Here is a 16165-nt window from a genome sequence, read left to right as displayed (position 1 = left end):
ATGGCGCCTGACCAGGCCGAGAACGAGACGACTCCGGAAAGAACGAGGGGTGGGGCAGCGACGGGAACGGCGAGGAGCAAGGCGACGGCAGGAACAGCGCCGGGGTCGGGCGGCCCTCCGACCCCGGCGCACGACTTCACCGGCACACGACCTCACCGGTCCGCGACGTCACCGACGCACGACCTCACCGGCACACGACCTCACCGGTCCGCGACGTCACCGGTCCACGACGTCACCGACGCACGACTTCATTGGGAGGCGTGGGCTTCCAGCTTGGCGTAGAGGTCGCGCATCATCAGGTCGGTGTCGAGACGGGTGAAGACGCGGATCGGGCGGCGGGGCAGTTCGGCGTGGGTGTAGGAGCCGTCGTCGGCGATCACCGGGGCGGGCAGCCAACGCCAGTCGCTGGAGGCGACGTCCGGCTCGAACTCGGTCTGGAGCACCGTGAGCAGGACCAGCGGGCTGTCGCCCATGACGTACGTCTCGCCAGGGTTCAGGCCGAACCTGGTGACCGTGTCGAGTACTTCGAGGAGGGAGTCGGCCAAGTGAACACCCAGCTCACCGGCGTGGTCGAAGCGGGTCACCACCTCGGTCATGCTCGCTACGCACTGGCGGTAGGCGTCGCGCGGGATCTGCCAGATCGGGACCGTCGTGTCGTTGAAGACCACCTGGGCGGCGGTCGGGTCGATGGCGGTGTTGTATTCGACCGGGATCGCGCCGGGTGGGGCCACGGCGATACTGCGGTACTCGGCGCCGCCGATCCAGACCGCGGTGAGGCGGTCGGCGATCCGGGGCTCGATCAGGAGGGCACTGGCCAGCTCGGTGAGCCCGGCGCCGAGGCAGACGTAGAGCGGGCGCGGGTCGTCGCGCATCGCCTCCTCGATGATCGCCTCGGTGGCGGCGCTGGGGATCGGGGTGGTGCGGTTCTCCAGGGCTACGTTGGAGCCGGCGACAACCTTCACGTCGGAGCGGCCGCAGAGTTCGAGCACCTTGCGGGCCTTCTCCGCGGCGTCGTCGGCGGTGTGATCCGAGCTGGCCCACGGGTCGCCGACGCGCAGGTGCGAGCCGATCACCGCGCGCAGGTCGACCGAGGTGGAGAGCGCGTGGTGGGCCAGCTGGACGAGGCCGTCCGGGTCGCCGGAGTAGTCGTTGTCGGAGATCACTCGCACCCGGGGCGTGCCGGGAACCTTGAAACGGCGGGTCACTGAGCGTCTCCTTCAGACGAAGCGAGCGCGGAGGGAGCGGCAGGCACGACGGACGGGGAGGGCGCGGAAGGCGCGGCGGGCGAGAGCACGGGCTCGGAAGGCGCGGCGGGCGAGAGCACGGGCTCGGAAGGCGCGGCGGGACGGACGACGTCGCGGCCGGTGGAGCTCACGACGTCGATGTCGACCACGCCGGAGGCGGCGTAGACACCCGCGACGCGGCCGGTGAAGGACTCGGCGACTTCGGTGGAGAGGAAGCGGCCGTCGACGGCGGCCAGTTCGCGCCACTCGCCCGTCGCGTCGCGGTAGCCCAGGCGGAGGAGGTCGCAGCTGGTCGGGGCACTGTCCGTGTCGGCGGTGATCGACAGGTGGACCACGTCGCCGGTGAGCGGCGCGGACCACTCCTTGGTCAGCGTAGGCAGGACAAACCGGCCGCGGACCTCACCGCGGGGAGAGCCGGAAGAACCGGAAGAGCCGGGAGAACTGGGAGAGCTGGGAGAACTGGGAGAGCTGGAAGAGCTGGGAGAGCCAGGAGCGGGGCCGGCCTCGATGGCCAGGTAGTAGTTCTCCGCGTAGCGGATGGCCAGGCCGCCCGTGCCCGCGCTGACGTCCAGGGTCGCCTCGAAACGTTGGTGTTCGCGCTCCTGCCGGCGGCCCACGAAGACCGGGGTCAGATCGTCGATGCCGTGGCCGTCGTGGCGCAGGCGGAGCCAGCCGGGGCGTACCCGCAGATCGGCGAAAGCGGAAGCGAAACGCCGGACCGCAAGCCACCGCGGGTCGAGCTCTTCGCTGTTGAAGTCGTCGGTCCAGGCCAGGCCCGGCTGGGGCGCGCCGAGCACCACCGGCGACGCGTACGGCCAGCCGTCCGCCCAGGTCACCGGGGTCGCGTGGGTCTCCCGGCCCATCGGGGCGAACGCGCGGGTCATGCTGCGCGGGCGGGTGCCGAGCAGGACCATCGCCCAGCTGCCGTCGACGAGTTGGACCAGGTCGCCGTGGCCGGTGTTCTGCACCGGGCGGTCGGTGCCACGCGCGGTGACCAGCGGATTGTGCGGGCACGGCTCGAACGGGCCCTCGGGGCCCGGACCGCGCGCGATGGTGACGCTGTGCCCACGCTCGGTGCCGCCCTCGGCGATCATGAGGTACCAGACGCCGTCGATCTCGTACAGGTGCGGCGCCTCGGGGAACATGCCGCCGGTGCCGGACCAGACGCTGCGCGGCTCTTCGAGGAGTTCGCCGGTGGCCAGATCGACGCGGACCTGCTGGATGCCGAGGTGCACGGGCTTACCGACGGTGAGGTCGAGTTTGAGGCCGGAGAACGTGACGTAGCAGTCACCGCTCGCGGTCCACGCCAGGTCCGGGTCGATGCCGTCGAGGCCCTCGAGGACGATGCCGTCCGACCAGGGGCCGGCCGGGTCCTCGGCGGTGAAGACGACGTTGCCGCGCCCGCCGACCGCATCGGTCACGATCAGGTGGAAGACCCCGTCGTGGTGACGCAGCGTCGGCGCCCAGGCACCTCCCATCGTGGGCGTCTCCCGTACGGACAGCTGTCCCGCTCGCTCCGCGACGTGCCCGATCAGCTCCCACTCCGCGAAGTCGGTGCTGCGGAAGACCGGGATGCCGGGCAGGTACTCGAAGCTGGAGCACGCCAGGTAGTACGTGTCGCCGACCCGGCACACACTGGGGTCCGGGTGGAATCCCGGGATGATCGGGTTCACGCCGCAGTCTCCTTCGCCAGGGCGTGCCGCGCCGCCCGCCGCTCGGCCTGCTTGACCGGGTCGGGAACCGGCGCCGCCAGCCACAGTTTCTTCGTGTACGGATGGGTGGGCTCGCTGGTCACCTGCGCCGCGTCCCCGGTCTCCACGATGTCCCCGCGGTAGAGCACGGCCACCCGGTGACTGATGTGCCGGACCACGGCGAGGTCGTGGGTGATGAAGAGGTACGCGACCCCGGTCCGCTCCTGGATCTCGATGAAGAGGTCGAGCACGCGGGCCTGGTTGGAGAGGTCGAGCGCGCTGACCGGTTCGTCGCAGACGATCAGCTTCGGCGACCGGGTCAGCGCCCGGGCGATCGCGATCCGCTGCCGCTGCCCGCCGGAGAACTCGCGGGGCAGCCGCTGCCCGGCGTCGGCGGGCAGCCGGACGTCCTCGAGGAGGCGCGCCACCCGCTCCTTGGCCTCCTTGCGGTTGACGCCGGTGACCAGCAGCGGCTCGGTGAGGATGTCCTCGACGGTCATCGCCGGGTTCAGCGAGGTGTACGGGTCCTGGAAGACCACCTGGATGTCGTCGCTGAGTTCGCGGCGGGCCCGGCGCCCGAGGCCGGCGATGTCGCGCCCCTCGAACCGGATCTCGCCGCCGGTGACCGGGGCCAGCCCGAGGATGGCCCGGCCCAGGGTGGTCTTGCCGGAGCCGGACTCGCCGACCAGGCCGACGGTCTCACCGGGCCGGATGTTCAAGGACACACCCTTGAGCACCGGGGTACGACCCCGGCCCGGGTAGGTGACCTCGACCTTGTCGGCTTCGAGCAGGAACTCGCTCACAGGGTCGCCCCTTCCTTCTTGTCCGACGAACGCAGCCGGAGCGGCGGGCGCGGCGGGGAATCCGGCTGCAGGGTCGAGTTCAGCAGCATCCGGGTGTACTCGTGCTGCGGATCGGCGAAGAGCGTGGCCGCGTCGGCGCGCTCGACGATCCTGCCGGTCTGCATCACGGCGATGGTGTCGCAGATGTCGGCGACCACCCCGAAGTCGTGGGTGACCAGGATCAGGCCCATGTCGCGCTCCTTCTGCAGCGACCGGAGCAGGTCGAGGACCTCGGCCTGGACGGTGACGTCCAGGGCGGTGGTCGGCTCGTCGGCGATGATCAGATCCGGATCGCAGGAGACCGCGCCCGCGATGAGGATGCGCTGTGCCATGCCGCCGGAGATCTCGTGCGGGTACGCCCCGAAGACCCGCTGCGGGTCCACGATCCCGACCCGGTCGAGCAGTTCCAGCGCGCGCTTCCTGGCGTCCGCCTTGGAGAGCTTGAGGTGCTGCCGGAGTGGTTCGACCAGCTGGGACCCGATGGTGAACGACGGGTCCAGGTTGCTCATCGGCTCCTGCGGGACGTACGCGATCCGCTTGCCCCGCAGCTGGTTGCGCTGCACCGGGCTGAGCGCACCCAGGTCGGTGCCGTCGAAGGACATCCGGGCCGAGTCGACCCGGGCCTCCGGCGGGAGCAGCCCGAGGATGGCGAACGCGGTCTGGCTCTTGCCCGAGCCGGACTCGCCGACCAGTCCGAGCACCTCACCCTTCTGCACGCTGAGCGAGACGCCGTCGACGACCGTGCTCTGCCCGTAGGTGACGGTGAGGTCGTCGACCGTCAGAAGCTTGTCGGATTTTTCGGTATTTACTGTCTTTTTTACTGCTTTAGGGTCGAGCGAAGCTGGGCGCGGGCGACCACCGGTCAGGACGTCGGAGAGGCTGTTGCCGAGCAGGCTCAGCGCCGCCACCGTGATGACGATCGCCGCGCCGGGCCAGAGCAGCAGCACCGGCTTGGTGTAGATGTTGGAGAACGCGTCGTTGAGCATCGCGCCCCAGCTGGGCTCGGTGTTCGAGCCGAGACCGAGGAACTCCAGACCGGATTGGATCAGGATGCCGACGCCGAGCATGCCGGCCGCCTGGATCACCGTCGGCGCGACCACGACCGGCAGCAGGTGCCGGCGGACGATCCGGGCGTCGGAGAGCCCGGAGACCCGCGCCGCGTCGACGTAGAGCTCCTCGCGGACGGCGAGCACCGACGCGCGGATCAGGCGGTAGACGCCGGTCGACATCAGCACACCGAAGACGCCCATCGCGACGTACGTGTTCTGGCCGATCGCGGCGAGCACCACCAGCAGCAGGATGATCGCCGGGATGGCCTGCAGGAAGTCGCTGACCCAGCTCATCACGGTGTCGAACCAGCCGCGGTAGTAGCCGGCGACCAGACCGGCGGGCACGCCGAGACCGACCGCGACGGCGAGCGCGAAGAGCGCGCCGAGCAGGCTGTTCCGGGCGCCGTAGAGCAGCCGGGCCAGCACGTCGTGGCCGACGCCGTCGTACCCCATCGGGTGTCCGGCCGCGGCCGGGCCCATCGCGTCGAGCAGGCTGGTCTTGGTGGGATCCTCGCTGGTCAGCAGCGGCGCGAACGCGGCGGCCAGGGCGATCAGGAGCAGCACGACCACGCAGATGACCGCGGTCGGGTCCTTGAGCAGGCGTACCAGCTTGGTCTGGCGTTTCTTGGCGGGAGAGGTCACTGCACCCTCACCTTCGGGTTGAGCCAGCCGAGCGCGACGTCGAGCAGCAGATTGACCAGGACGACGATGGTCACCATCACCACGACCACGCCGAGCAGCTGCGGGGCGTCGCCCTGGGAGGCGGCCGAGTTGGCCAGCGAGCCGATGCCGTTGAGGCCGAAGACCTTCTCGACCACGACCGCGCCGCCGACCATCGCGATGAACTGCAGGGAGAGCACGGTCAGCCCGGCCGGCGCGGCGTTCCGGAGAGCGTGCTTGTAGAGCAGGCTGCGGGAGGAGATTCCCCGGCTTTTGAGGGTACGGATGTAGTCCAGGCGGAGCACGTCCACCATCGAGCCGCGGATCTGCTGGGCGGTGGCGGCCATCGCCCCGATCGCCAGGGCTATCGAGGGCATCACGATCGACGCGAACCACTCGCCCGGCGACGCGGCCAGCGCGGTGTACCCGGTGGCCGGCAGCAGTTGCCACTTCACGCCCAGGTAGAGCGCGAGGACCAGGGCCACCAGGAAGCTCGGGATGGCGAACCCGATCACCCCGGCGACCTGGACGAACCGGTCCAGCCAGCCGCCGCGGGTCGCGGCGGCGGCGCCCAGCAGGACGCTGAGCACGGCGGAGAGCAGCAGCCCACCGAGGACGATGGACAGGGTGACCGGGAGGCGGTTGGACAGTGCCGAGGTGACCGCCTCCCCGCTGTACCAGGAGGAACCGAAGTCGCCGCGGACCACGCCGGCGAGCCACTGCCCGAACTGTTCGAGGACCGGGCGGTTGAGCCCGAGCTCCTCCTGCTTGGCGGCGACCTGGTCGGCCGTGGCGGTCTGACCGACGATGCTGCGGGCCACGTTCTGGCCGGTGGCCCGCAGCAGCAGGAAGGTCACCGCGGAGATCGCGAACACCAGCACGAGGCCGGCGCCGAGGCGTTTCATGAGGAAGCTGAGCACAACCGTCTCCCGGTCACTCTCTCGTCGTGGGTGGCGGGATCAGCTCGCCGGCTTGAAGTTGCCGAGGTACGGCACGGGCGTGTACTCCTGCGCCTCGACCGTGACCTTCTTGGAGTAGCCGTACGCGTTCTCGACGACCATCCACGGCGCCTGCCAGGCCTGGTCCACGATGTACGTGTTCAGCTCCTTGAAGGTGGCCGCCGCGTCCGCGTCGCTCTGCGTCTGCGCCTTGTCGATCAGCGCGGTGACCTTCGGGTCCTCGTACTTGAACATGTTCCAGAGCGAGGTCGGCTGGAGCTGGATGACCGCGGTGTCCCAGGAGTGGAACGAGGCGAGCGAGAAGAACGAGATCGGGAACTTGCCGGCGATCAGCTGGTTGATCAGGTCGGCGGCCGGGACGGTCTTGGCGATGAGCTTGATGCCGACCGCGGCGAGCTGCTCGATCATGGCGGCCTGGGCCTGCGCGTTGAAGGCGCTCAGGTCGACGGTGTCACAGCTGAAACCGTCCGCGTACCCGGCCTCGGCGAGCAGGCTCTTCGCCTTCGCCGGGTCGTACGGGTACCTGTCGTTCAGGCTGGCGTCGTACGCGGTGCTGGAGGGGTTGAAGACCTGGGTGGTCGCGGTGCCCATGCCCTCCATGACCTTGGAGATCAGGGTAGCCCGGTCGAACGCGTAGTTGATCGCCTGGCGGACCCGGACGTCGCCGAGCGGCTTGCATATCTTGCCGCCGCGGTCCCAGATGTAGACGCCGCTGACGTCGCCGGGGGCGTACTTGAGGATGTTGAGGCCGGCGCTCTCCACCACCGAGATGTTCTTCGGCGCGGTGATCAGGGTGCCGTCGATCTGGCCGGAGCGCAGCGCGTTCAGGGCCGCGGTCGAGTCGGTCATCGGCTTGAAGACGACCTTGTCGAACGGGTACGCGTCGGCGTTCCAGTAGTCCGCGTTGCGGGTGAACGTGTAGACGCTGCCCGAGGTGGTCGCGGTCTTGTCCATCACGTACGGGCCGGTGCCGACCGGGCCGTCCTTGAGCGTGCCGGCCTCGATCGCCTTCGGGCTCGCCATCATGCCGGCCACCGAGCCGAGGTTGGCGACGAAGGACGGGTCCGGCCCGGTCAGCGTGATCTTGACGTGGGTGGCGTCCACGACCTCGACGCTCTTGACGCCCTTGAGCTGGCCGGCCGCCTCGTTCGCGCCGGTCTTGGTGTGCTCCAGGTTGGTCTTGACCGCGGTCGCGTCGAAGACCGTGCCGTCGGTGAACGTCACGTCCGAACGCAGCGTCAGGGCGAGGACGGTGTTCCCGCTGTCCTCGTACGCCCACTCGGTCGCCAGGTTCGCGCCGACGTTCGCCTTGGTGTCGAGTTTGAGCAGCGCGTCGTACGGGGCCTGGTAGTACAGCGTGTTGTTGCCGAGCCCGGCGTCCTTGAGGTCCCAGGGCTGGGCGTCGACGATCGGGGCCAGGGTCAGCGTGGTGCTGCCGGATCCGGAGCTCGAGGAGCCGGATCCGCCGCCGCACGCGGCGAGACCGCCGGAGATGGCGAGCGAGGCGCCGATGGCAAGGAAAGACCTTCTGTGCATGAGAGCCCTCCGTGACGAGGTGGTGGAGTTCAGATTCGCCTTTGCGAAAGGCGCTGGCAGAGATATCGGAGAAGTCCGGGCCTACTCGCTGTAACGGTCGCCGGGGACGCTTCTATATAGCTGACAGGACGCCCGTTGACGTGCACTGTCACGTGTCACTTGCTCGTGTCACTTACTCGTGTCGGGATGGTAATGTCCCCGCAACACGCGGGGCAAGAGCCAACGCCTGGGAATCCCTAAGAGGTGCAGCCGTGGAGCACGCGAGCAGGCGTCGGGCCACCAGTCAGGACGTGGCGAAGGAGGCCGGGGTCTCCCGGACGACCGTCAGCTACATCCTGAACAACACCCCGCACCAGTCGATCCCGGACGCCACCCGCCAGCGCGTGCTGGAGGCCGCCGCCCGCCTGCGTTACACCCCGTCCGCGTCCGCCCGCACCCTGCGGCGCGGGCACAGCGACGTGGTGCTCTTCCTGCTGCCCGACTGGCCGATCGGGCACGCGATCGCCGCCGTCACCGAGCAGCTCGCCCAGCATCTCCTGCCGCACGGTCTGACCCTGGTGAGCCATACCCACCTGCGGGAACGGCCGCTGGACGACGTCTGGCGGGCCCTGACGCCGGCCGCGGTGATCCGGGTCGGCGAGTTCGGGCCGGTCGAGGACGAGCAGCTGCGGCAGGCCCAGATCGAGGTCCTGGTCGAGGTCGGGGTCAGCGAGAGCTCGCCGACGCAGCTCGCCTTCCCGATCCAGCGGATGGGGCGGATGCAGGCCGAGCATCTGGCCGCCACCGGACACCAGCGGATCGGGTACGCCGCCCCGAGCGAGCGGCGCCTCTCGGTGTTCCGGGACAACCGCCTGCACGGCGTCCGGGAGGCCTGCGCGGAGCTCGGCCTGGACCTTCCCGACGTGCGTACGATCGAGAACGACCCGGCGAGCGCCACGGAGGCGATCGGGCAGTGGCGCGCGGCCGGGGTGACCGGCGTCTGCGCCTACAACGACGAGATCGCGATGATCCTGCTGGCCGGCGCCCGCCGCGCGGGTGTGCGGGTCCCGGACGACCTCGCGGTGATCGGCACCGACAACATGCACGCGGCCGCGTTCACCGACCCGCCGCTGACCACCGTCACCATCGACGCCTGCCAGGTGGCGGCGCAGATGGCGAACCACGTGATCGTCGGCCTGACCGGCACCGGCACCCGCGGCCGGATCCCCAGCTCGGTGCTGGACGTGGTGGTCCGCGAGTCCGCCTGATCCCCTCATCCGGCGCCTCCCCAGGCCTGCCACTGCCGGGGACCGACGGCGGCGGTGTGCCGATCGCTGCCGGTCACGATGGTGATCGTGCGGGGCTTCTCGTCCAGGTTGGCCACCAGGACACGATCGCCGGCACCGACCGCCCAGATCAGGCCGTCGGGACTGGCACCCCAGAGACGTGGCTTCCCGCCGAGAGCGGTGAGCTCGCGCAGCGCGCCGGCGACCGGCAGACCGTCGACTCCCCGGGGACCCCACTCCTCGAAGTAGGCCAGGCTCTCGACGCCCGGCACCGCCAGAGCGGCGGCGCTGGCGATCGTCCAGGCCCCGAGCCAGGGTTCCGCCTGCCGCGGGTCGGACGCCCCGGTGAACCGGGCTCCGTAGCCGTCCGCGAGGTCGTCACGGACCGGCGCCGGAGCCGGCGCGGTCGCCACGTTGTTGAACCGGGGCCGCAGCGCGATGGGACCGACATGCACCGGCCGACCGCGCGCGATGGCCACCCCCTGCTCGGCCACGATCCGCTGGATCGCCACCGATTCGATGAGCTGGGCCGTGCCGAGGTCGTGGAAGAGCGGCGTCGTCGCGAACACCAGCCCATCGAGATCACCCGGGATGCGATCCTGTTCCCGGTTGAGCTCGGTGAAGTGCGAGCGTGCACCCCCGACGACGGGAGCCTCGATCCCGGCCTCACCGAGCGCCGTCCGCACCGCCGCCGCGACGCCGGCGTCCGTGACGTGTGATCCGGCGTCGAACCCGGCGACCCGCGCGACCGGCAGACCCTTCAGCCGGACGGCGGCGTCGGCGATCTCCGCTCCGAAGCCCGCAGAGACGATCAACCGCACGTCCAGCGGAAGCCCACTGGACGCCGCCCGGTCCAGCGCCGCCCGCCAGTTCGGCGTGGCGAGATCCAGCTCGACCAGTACCTCCGCCCCGGCCGGCGCGAACGAGGGCGCCGGATCCGGTGCGGTGGAGGCACCGATGACGATCGCGGGAAATGCCGGACCTTGACTGAGTTCGATCACGTCAGACAGGGCGGTGACCGACACCGTCACGGTCTGCCGGACCCGCTCCCCCACCGCGAGGGTGTAGGGGAACGGCAGGGAGAGCGGACGGCTGTACGTCTTGTACGAGGCGTCGGTCCAGTTCCGCTGGTCCTCCATCTCGAAGACGTCCCCGTCGAACCGCACCTCGGTCCGCAGCCCGTCGTGGGTCCAGGCCAGCCCGGCGATGTCCCGCGCCGGTTGATGCGGGCTGATCGACTCCGGGAACACCAGCTCCTCGGCGATCCCGGAGGGATGGGTGACCGTCAGCGGGGTACCCGCCAGCTGGTAGGGGTGCAGCACCACGAGCCCGGTCCGGTTGGTCCGGAACGCCGCGTCGGCGACCAGATCGCAGCTGATCGTCAGATCATTCCCGGACACCGCCACGGAGACGGTGCCGTGCAGTTCCGGCGTGCGCACCCGCAGCGTCCCACCGTCGGCCGCGGACACCTCCAGCGGCACGGTGCCCCAGTCGTGATCCCGGACGACCGCCTGCACCGCGCGCAGCACGGGTGTGCCCGCGTACCGCACGTACGCGAACGTCCCGTCCCGCCGCTCCAGGCTCCACGGCCCACTCGACCAGCTCACGGCGTTCATACCGTGGTCATGCCGCCGTCGACCGCGAACGAGGCACCGGTCGCGAAGGCGCCGTCGTCGCCGGCCAGGAACGTCATGATGCCCGCGATGTCGTCCGGCGTGCCGGCCCGGCCCATCGGGATGCGCCCGATGATCGCGGCCCGCGACTCCGGGTCGTCGGTGATCGTGGTGACCAGGCTGGTCTCGGTGTACGCCGGCACCACCGTGTTGACCCGGATGTTGCGGTCGGCGTAGGCGGCCGCGACGGTCCGGGCCAGCCCGTGGATACCGGCCTTCGAGGCGCTGTACGCGGTGAAGTCCCGGCCCTCGCCGTTGATCCCGGTGGGGCTGCCGGTCAGGATGATCGACCCGCCGCCGGAGGCGAGCATCGCCCGGACCGCGTACTTCACGGTCAGGAACGTGCCGGTCAGGTTGATGTCGATGGTCCGCTTCCACACGTCCAGGTCGAGGTCGGCGGCGGCCGCGTCCTGGCCGAAGAGCTGCACCCCGGCGTTGGCCACCACCACGTCCGGCGACCAGCCGTCCTCGGCGAGCGCGGCGAACGCGGCGCTCACCGACTCCTCGACCGAGATGTCCAGGACGGCCGCGCGGGCCCGGTCGGCGCCGATGGTCGCCACGGCCTTCCCGGCCGCCACGGCGTCCCGGTCGGCGATGACGACCCGGGCCCCCTCGTCCGCGAAGCGGCGCGCGACGGCGAGGCCGATACCGGTCCCCGCGCCCGTGACCAGCGCGGTCTTCCCACTGAGCCTGCTCATTCCGGGTCTCCTCAGTTTTCGGCGTGGACGGCGCGGTCGATGTGGTCGAGGTGCAGCATGCGGGCGAGATTGCGGTCCAGCTCGTCGTCGCGGAAGATCTTCTTCCAATCCTCCTTGACGATCGCCTCCCGCCCGTAGTCCATCGCGATCAGGCAAGCGTCGCTGAACGGGTTGTCGCCGCGCAGGCCGTTGGCGAGGGCGACCTGGGTGTGCCCGAGCAGAATGCTGCGGGCCGCCGCCTCGGGCACGCCCATCGTGGTCACCGCCTCGTCGAGCGCCTCCTTGAGCAGCGCGCCGACCATGCAGGCGATCGTCTCGACCAGGGTCGGCTCGAGCTGGGCCAGCTGCTTGACGGTCACCCAGTGCACGTCGATCACCGGCGCGTAGATCGCCCGCACGGTCGTCTCGACGATCTCCTTGAGCGCGGGGTCGTCCGACTCGATCGCGGCGATGGCGTCCTGCGGCGCCGCGATGCCGCCGAACGTGTCGGCGTACTCCTCGGGGGTCGTGCGCTGCAGGAAGATCGACGGGTGGCAGGGGTGGGCGACGGCCTGGACCACGTCGGGCCGGGTGGTGAGCAGGCCCGCGTAGGCGGCGGCCGGGTCCAGCGTCAGCGCGATCGATCCCGGTCGCATCAGCGGGACCAGCTCGGCGGTCACCGCGCGCAGGGCCAGGTCGGGCACGGCCAGCACGACGATGTCGGCGTCGGCCACCGCGGTCGCGGCGTCCGTCAGCGTCCGGCCCGCGTCGAGAGTGCGCTGCCGGCCGGCCGGGGCGTTCTCCACGTACCGGACGTCGTGACCGGTCTTGACCAGGTTGTCGGAGACCCGCATGCCCATCTTGCCGCCGGCGCCGATGACGGCGATCCGATAAAGGGACGTCACTGTGCACTCCTCAGAAACTCGACGGCGGTACGGGTCCAGTCCCGCTCCGCCCGGACGGTGGTCTCGGCGTCGCCCTGCCAGGGCAGCCAGTGCTCGACGATCTCGTTGATCCCGCGTTCCCGGGGCCGGACCGTCGTCAGCAGGTGGTCGTAGTCGTGCAGCCCGCCGCCCATCGGCGCGCCGCTGTAGGTGAAGCCCACCCAACCGAGCCGGCGGGTGAACCCGAAGTCCTTGGCGTGGACGTTCCGCACGTAGGGCGCGGTCTGCTCCACGGTCTGCCGGGGGTTCTCCAGGCGGGCCACCACGTTGGCCGGGTCCAGGCAGATCCCCAGGCGCTCACTGCCGATCGTCTCGATCAGGCCGATCTGGTCCGCGGTCGCGACCTGCTCATACGTTTCAAGAGCAAGATCAACCCCTGCTTTCTCGTACGCCGGAAGCGCTTCGCGCAGTGATCGCTCGGCCTCCCGGAGATCGCCGGCCGGCAGCATGCTGCGGACCAGCCGGGCACCGAAGATCGCGGCGAGGCCGAGGAAGCGGGCGAGCCGGAGCGGTTCGACGCCGCGGGTGCCCAACTCGACGGTGATGCCCAGGTCCCGGGCGGCCGCGGCGGCGTCGGCCAGTTCCCGGGAGGTCATGGTCTCCAGCGGCGCGTAGTCGCAGATCTGGAAGAGGTCGACGCCGAGTGCGCGGGTCGCCGCGAAGACCTCGATCAGCGAGAGCGGCTCGTCGACCCGGTCGGACTGCTGCCAGAGGAAGGCGTAGCTGCCCAGCCCGATCATGACGCGGCCTCGTCCAGGACCTCGACCAGCGCGGCGGGGTCGTGGGCGAAGCGCCCGAGGAACACCCCGTCGACGGTCGTACCCAGCGCGGTGAGCAGTCCCGGCCCGGCCGACCCGCCGTAGATCACCCGGCTGCCCGGGCGGTCGGCGAGGACGTCCCGCATGGCGGAGGCCACCTCACCGATGTGCCCGGCGGAGGCGGGCTCGGCCGCGCCGATCGCCCAGACCGGCTCGTAGGCGGCGATGACCGGGCCCGCGGGCACGCCGGTGAGACCGGCCCGCAGCTGGTCGGCGGAGTCCGCGCAGAGCAGCGGGGTCACCCCGTGCCGCAGCGCCTCGGTCGCCTTCGCGGCGGTGTCCCGGTCGGTCTCGCCGAACAGGCGGCGCCGCTCGGCGTGACCGATCTCGGCCAGGCTCACCCCGACCTCGGCGAGCTCCGCCGCGCTCACCTCGCCGGTGTACGCCCCGGTCTCGTACCCGGCGACGTCCTGGGCGCCGATCCGTACCCGGGTGCCGGCGAACGCCGCGACCGCGGGCAGCACCTGCAGGTAGGTGGGCACCACGAAGAGCTCCACCGCACCGGAGACGACGGCCGGGTGCCCACCGGCGCGCTCGGCGACCTCGGCGAACCAGTCGCGGGCCCGCCGGTGCCCGAAGTACATCTTCAGGCTCACGCCGACGGTGGTGGTCATCAGCAGGACCCTGTGGTCTCGTACGCGCCGATCAGCGCGACCTTGGCCGCGGAGGCGGACGCCGGGTCGAACCGGTAGGTCAGCCACTCCTTGACCAGGCGGCGGGCCAGCTCGATGCCGATCACCCGCTGGCCCATGGTGAGCACCTGCGCGTCGTTGGAGAGCACGCTGCGCTCCACCGAGAAGCTGTCGTGGGCGGTGGCGGCGCGGATACCCGGCACCTTGTTCGCCGAGATGGCGACGCCCAGCCCGGTGCCGCAGATCAGCAGGGCCCGGTCGGCCTCCCCGGCGGCGACGCGCTGGGCGGCCTCGATGGCGACCGTGGAGTACGGGGTGTGCCCGTCGCTCCCGACGCCGACGTCCATGACGAGCGAGACGCCCGGGTTCTCCTGGAGGTCCCGCTTGAGGATCTCCTTGTAGTCGAAACCGGCGTCGTCGCTGCCGATGACGATGCGCAGCGGATCGGCCATGAGTCAGTTCCTTTCGTGAGCCGCGAGCGCACCGGCGAGACCGGTGACGATCAGGGCGAGGGAGTGTGCGCCCGGGTCCGGGGTGCCGACGCTCTTCTCGGCGTGCGGCCGGGCCCGGCCCTTGCGGGGAAGCAGGTCCGCGGTGGCCGCGGCGGCCTGCGAGGCGTGTGCGGCCGCGGCGGTCCACGCCGCGGCCAGGGAGTCTCCGGCGCCGACGGCCCGGCAGAGCTCGGTGCTGAACGGGACGAGCGCGTCGACCATGGTCTTGTCGCCGATCGCGGCCCCGCCGTACGTGACGACCTGCCGGACGCCCTCGGCGACGCCGTCGGCGACCGCGGCGGCGGCGGGTTCACCCCGGTCGGTGAGGCGTTCGGCGACCGCGCCGAGCAGCAGCCCCCAGAGCGCACCCGAGGTGCCGCCGGCCCGGTCCGCCCACCCGTCGGCGGCGAGGCGCAGCGTCGTCCCGGCGCCCGCACCCGCCGCCTGGGCCCCGGTCGCGGCGGCGAGGGCGGCGTGCGCCCCGCGCTGCATCCCGATCCCGTGGTCACCGTCCCCGGCCACGGAGTCCAGTCGCCCGAGCTCATCGACGTTGTCATCGATGATCTTCGTCAGCTCCCGGAGGGCGGCGAGCACGCTCGCCGCGACGGTCCGCGAGGCGGGGTCGCCCGGCTCGACAGCCGCCCGGCCCGTCTCCACCAGCAGATCAGCCGCCGCCGGACCGGCCGCGACCGAGCCCCGGCGGTAGGCGGGGGTCTCCACCGGGCAGTGCCAGAGCGGCTCCAGCTCGTCGTCGAGCCAGAGCAGGGTCAGCGACAGCCCGGCCATGTCGAAGCTGGTGCAGTACTCCCCCACGTGCGGGTCGACGATCTCCACCCCGGCGTCGCCGAGCAGCTGGGCGACCCGGCGGTAGACGACGAACATCTCCTCGTACTTGACCGAGCCGAGCCCGTTGAGGATCGGTACCACCCGGGCGCCGGACAGCTCGTCGAGCAGCCGGGAGACCAGCACCTCGGCGACCCCGTCGGCGGAGGGCACCGCGCTCTCGCCGATGCCCGGCTCGCCGTGGATGCCGAGCCCGACCGCCATCCGTCCCTCGGGGACGGTGAAGAGCGGCCGCTCGGCGCCGGGCAGCGTGCAGCCGCTGAACGCGACCCCGAACGACCGGGTCCGCTCGTTGGCGAGCCTCGCCAGCCGGACCACCTCGGCCAGCGGCGATCCGCGCTCGGCGGCAGCCGCCGCGATCCGGAAGACCGCGAGGTCGCCCGCGATCCCCCGGCGCTGTGCCCGCTGCTCGGGCCCGGCGCTGGAGACGTCGTCGGTGACCACCACGGTGTCGCAGGCGATGCCCGCCCGGCGCAGCCGTTCCTGGGCCGCGTCGAAGTTGAGCACGTCGCCGGCGTAGTTGCCGTAGCTGAAGAGCACCCCGCCGCCGTTCTCCACGGCGGTGGCGACGTCGGCGATCTGCCGGGTCGAGGGCGAGGCGAACAGGTTGCCCATCGCGGCGCCGTGGGCCAGCCCCGGTCCGACGAGCCCACCGAAGGCCGGGTAGTGCCCGGACCCGCCGCCGACCACGACCGCGACCTGGCCGGCCGGGGTGGCCTGCCGGCGGGCGACGCCGCCCGGCACCGCCCGGACGTACCGGGTGTTCGCCGCGACGAACCCCGCGATCATCTCGTCGGCGAAGTCGGTGGGGTCGTTCCACAACCGAGTCATCCCGGCGGCT

Annotated in this window: 14 protein-coding genes; 1 reads left to right on the top strand and 13 read right to left on the bottom strand. The window is 71.3% G+C overall.

Features of this window, described 5'->3' with window-relative positions; all coding sequences use genetic code 11:
- Positions 1–248 precede the first annotated feature (248 nt).
- The 6 genes from AB0M08_RS32165 to AB0M08_RS32140 are packed head-to-tail and all read right to left on the bottom strand — an operon-like array spanning position 249 to position 7981.
- Positions 249–1205: a nucleoside hydrolase gene (locus tag AB0M08_RS32165; protein ID WP_364501429.1), complete on the bottom strand. Its 957-nt coding sequence runs from the start codon at positions 1203–1205 to the stop codon at positions 249–251.
- Positions 1202–2917, bottom strand: a complete 1716-nt coding sequence (locus AB0M08_RS32160; RefSeq protein ID WP_364501426.1) for a family 43 glycosylhydrolase — start codon at positions 2915–2917, stop codon at positions 1202–1204. The genes AB0M08_RS32165 and AB0M08_RS32160 overlap by 4 nt, the downstream gene beginning before the upstream one ends.
- Positions 2914–3738, bottom strand: a complete 825-nt coding sequence (locus AB0M08_RS32155) for an ABC transporter ATP-binding protein (protein ID WP_364501423.1) — start codon at positions 3736–3738, stop codon at positions 2914–2916. Before AB0M08_RS32155 ends, AB0M08_RS32160 begins: the two co-directional genes overlap by 4 nt.
- On the bottom strand, positions 3735–5468 hold the full coding sequence (locus AB0M08_RS32150; RefSeq protein ID WP_364501420.1) for a dipeptide/oligopeptide/nickel ABC transporter permease/ATP-binding protein: 1734 nt from the start codon (positions 5466–5468) through the stop codon (positions 3735–3737). The genes AB0M08_RS32155 and AB0M08_RS32150 overlap by 4 nt, the downstream gene beginning before the upstream one ends.
- On the bottom strand, positions 5465–6406 hold the full coding sequence (locus tag AB0M08_RS32145; protein WP_364501418.1) for an ABC transporter permease: 942 nt from the start codon (positions 6404–6406) through the stop codon (positions 5465–5467). Before AB0M08_RS32145 ends, AB0M08_RS32150 begins: the two co-directional genes overlap by 4 nt.
- A 39-nt stretch (positions 6407–6445) precedes the next feature.
- Positions 6446–7981 carry an ABC transporter substrate-binding protein gene (locus AB0M08_RS32140; protein ID WP_364501416.1) on the bottom strand — a complete coding sequence of 512 codons (1536 nt, stop codon included), beginning with the start codon at positions 7979–7981 and terminating at the stop codon, positions 6446–6448.
- 251 nt (positions 7982–8232) lie between these two features.
- Between AB0M08_RS32140 and AB0M08_RS32135 the strand changes: the two genes are divergently transcribed.
- A complete protein-coding gene (locus AB0M08_RS32135; protein WP_364501413.1) occupies positions 8233–9228 on the top strand; it encodes a LacI family DNA-binding transcriptional regulator in 996 nt (331 codons plus the stop codon).
- 5 nt (positions 9229–9233) lie between these two features.
- On the opposite strand, the gene AB0M08_RS32130 is transcribed toward AB0M08_RS32135, so the two are convergent.
- From AB0M08_RS32130 to AB0M08_RS32100, 7 genes are read right to left on the bottom strand one after another with little or no spacing between them, the layout of a single operon-like run.
- Positions 9234–10862 carry a hypothetical protein gene (locus tag AB0M08_RS32130; protein WP_364501410.1) on the bottom strand — a complete coding sequence of 543 codons (1629 nt, stop codon included), beginning with the start codon at positions 10860–10862 and terminating at the stop codon, positions 9234–9236.
- On the bottom strand, positions 10859–11617 hold the full coding sequence (locus AB0M08_RS32125; protein ID WP_364501407.1) for an SDR family NAD(P)-dependent oxidoreductase: 759 nt from the start codon (positions 11615–11617) through the stop codon (positions 10859–10861). Before AB0M08_RS32125 ends, AB0M08_RS32130 begins: the two co-directional genes overlap by 4 nt.
- 11 nt (positions 11618–11628) lie before the next feature.
- Positions 11629–12501 carry a phosphogluconate dehydrogenase C-terminal domain-containing protein gene (locus tag AB0M08_RS32120; RefSeq protein WP_364501405.1) on the bottom strand — a complete coding sequence of 291 codons (873 nt, stop codon included), beginning with the start codon at positions 12499–12501 and terminating at the stop codon, positions 11629–11631.
- Positions 12498–13280, bottom strand: a complete 783-nt coding sequence (locus tag AB0M08_RS32115; RefSeq protein ID WP_364501402.1) for a TIM barrel protein — start codon at positions 13278–13280, stop codon at positions 12498–12500. The genes AB0M08_RS32120 and AB0M08_RS32115 overlap by 4 nt, the downstream gene beginning before the upstream one ends.
- Complete coding sequence (locus AB0M08_RS32110; RefSeq protein WP_364501399.1) at positions 13277–13972, bottom strand: triose-phosphate isomerase family protein; 696 nt, start codon at positions 13970–13972, stop codon at positions 13277–13279. Before AB0M08_RS32110 ends, AB0M08_RS32115 begins: the two co-directional genes overlap by 4 nt.
- On the bottom strand, positions 13972–14442 hold the full coding sequence (locus AB0M08_RS32105) for a ribose-5-phosphate isomerase (RefSeq protein WP_364501396.1): 471 nt from the start codon (positions 14440–14442) through the stop codon (positions 13972–13974). Before AB0M08_RS32105 ends, AB0M08_RS32110 begins: the two co-directional genes overlap by 1 nt.
- 3 nt (positions 14443–14445) lie before the next feature.
- Positions 14446–16155 carry a dihydroxyacetone kinase family protein gene (locus AB0M08_RS32100; RefSeq protein WP_364501393.1) on the bottom strand — a complete coding sequence of 570 codons (1710 nt, stop codon included), beginning with the start codon at positions 16153–16155 and terminating at the stop codon, positions 14446–14448.
- Positions 16156–16165: the final 10 nt, after the last annotated feature.

Source organism: Actinoplanes sp. NPDC051851 (assembly GCF_040681165.1).
GTDB lineage: Bacteria > Actinomycetota > Actinomycetes > Mycobacteriales > Micromonosporaceae > Actinoplanes.
Note: the sequence above shows the minus strand (reverse complement) of the source record. Positions and strands in the feature narration are given on the sequence as shown.

What these genes read in the sequence shown, in the direction of transcription:
- AB0M08_RS32140 (WP_364501416.1), bottom strand. Translation starts at nt 7,981, where the DNA reads ATGCACAGAAGGTCTTTCCTTGCCATCGGCGCCTCGCTCGCCATCTCC.
- AB0M08_RS32130 (WP_364501410.1), bottom strand. Translation starts at nt 10,862, where the DNA reads ATGAACGCCGTGAGCTGGTCGAGTGGGCCGTGGAGCCTGGAGCGGCGG.
- AB0M08_RS32125 (WP_364501407.1), bottom strand. Translation starts at nt 11,617, where the DNA reads ATGAGCAGGCTCAGTGGGAAGACCGCGCTGGTCACGGGCGCGGGGACC.
- AB0M08_RS32115 (WP_364501402.1), bottom strand. Translation starts at nt 13,280, where the DNA reads ATGATCGGGCTGGGCAGCTACGCCTTCCTCTGGCAGCAGTCCGACCGG.
- AB0M08_RS32110 (WP_364501399.1), bottom strand. Translation starts at nt 13,972, where the DNA reads ATGACCACCACCGTCGGCGTGAGCCTGAAGATGTACTTCGGGCACCGG.
- AB0M08_RS32105 (WP_364501396.1), bottom strand. Translation starts at nt 14,442, where the DNA reads ATGGCCGATCCGCTGCGCATCGTCATCGGCAGCGACGACGCCGGTTTC.
- AB0M08_RS32100 (WP_364501393.1), bottom strand. Translation starts at nt 16,155, where the DNA reads ATGACTCGGTTGTGGAACGACCCCACCGACTTCGCCGACGAGATGATC.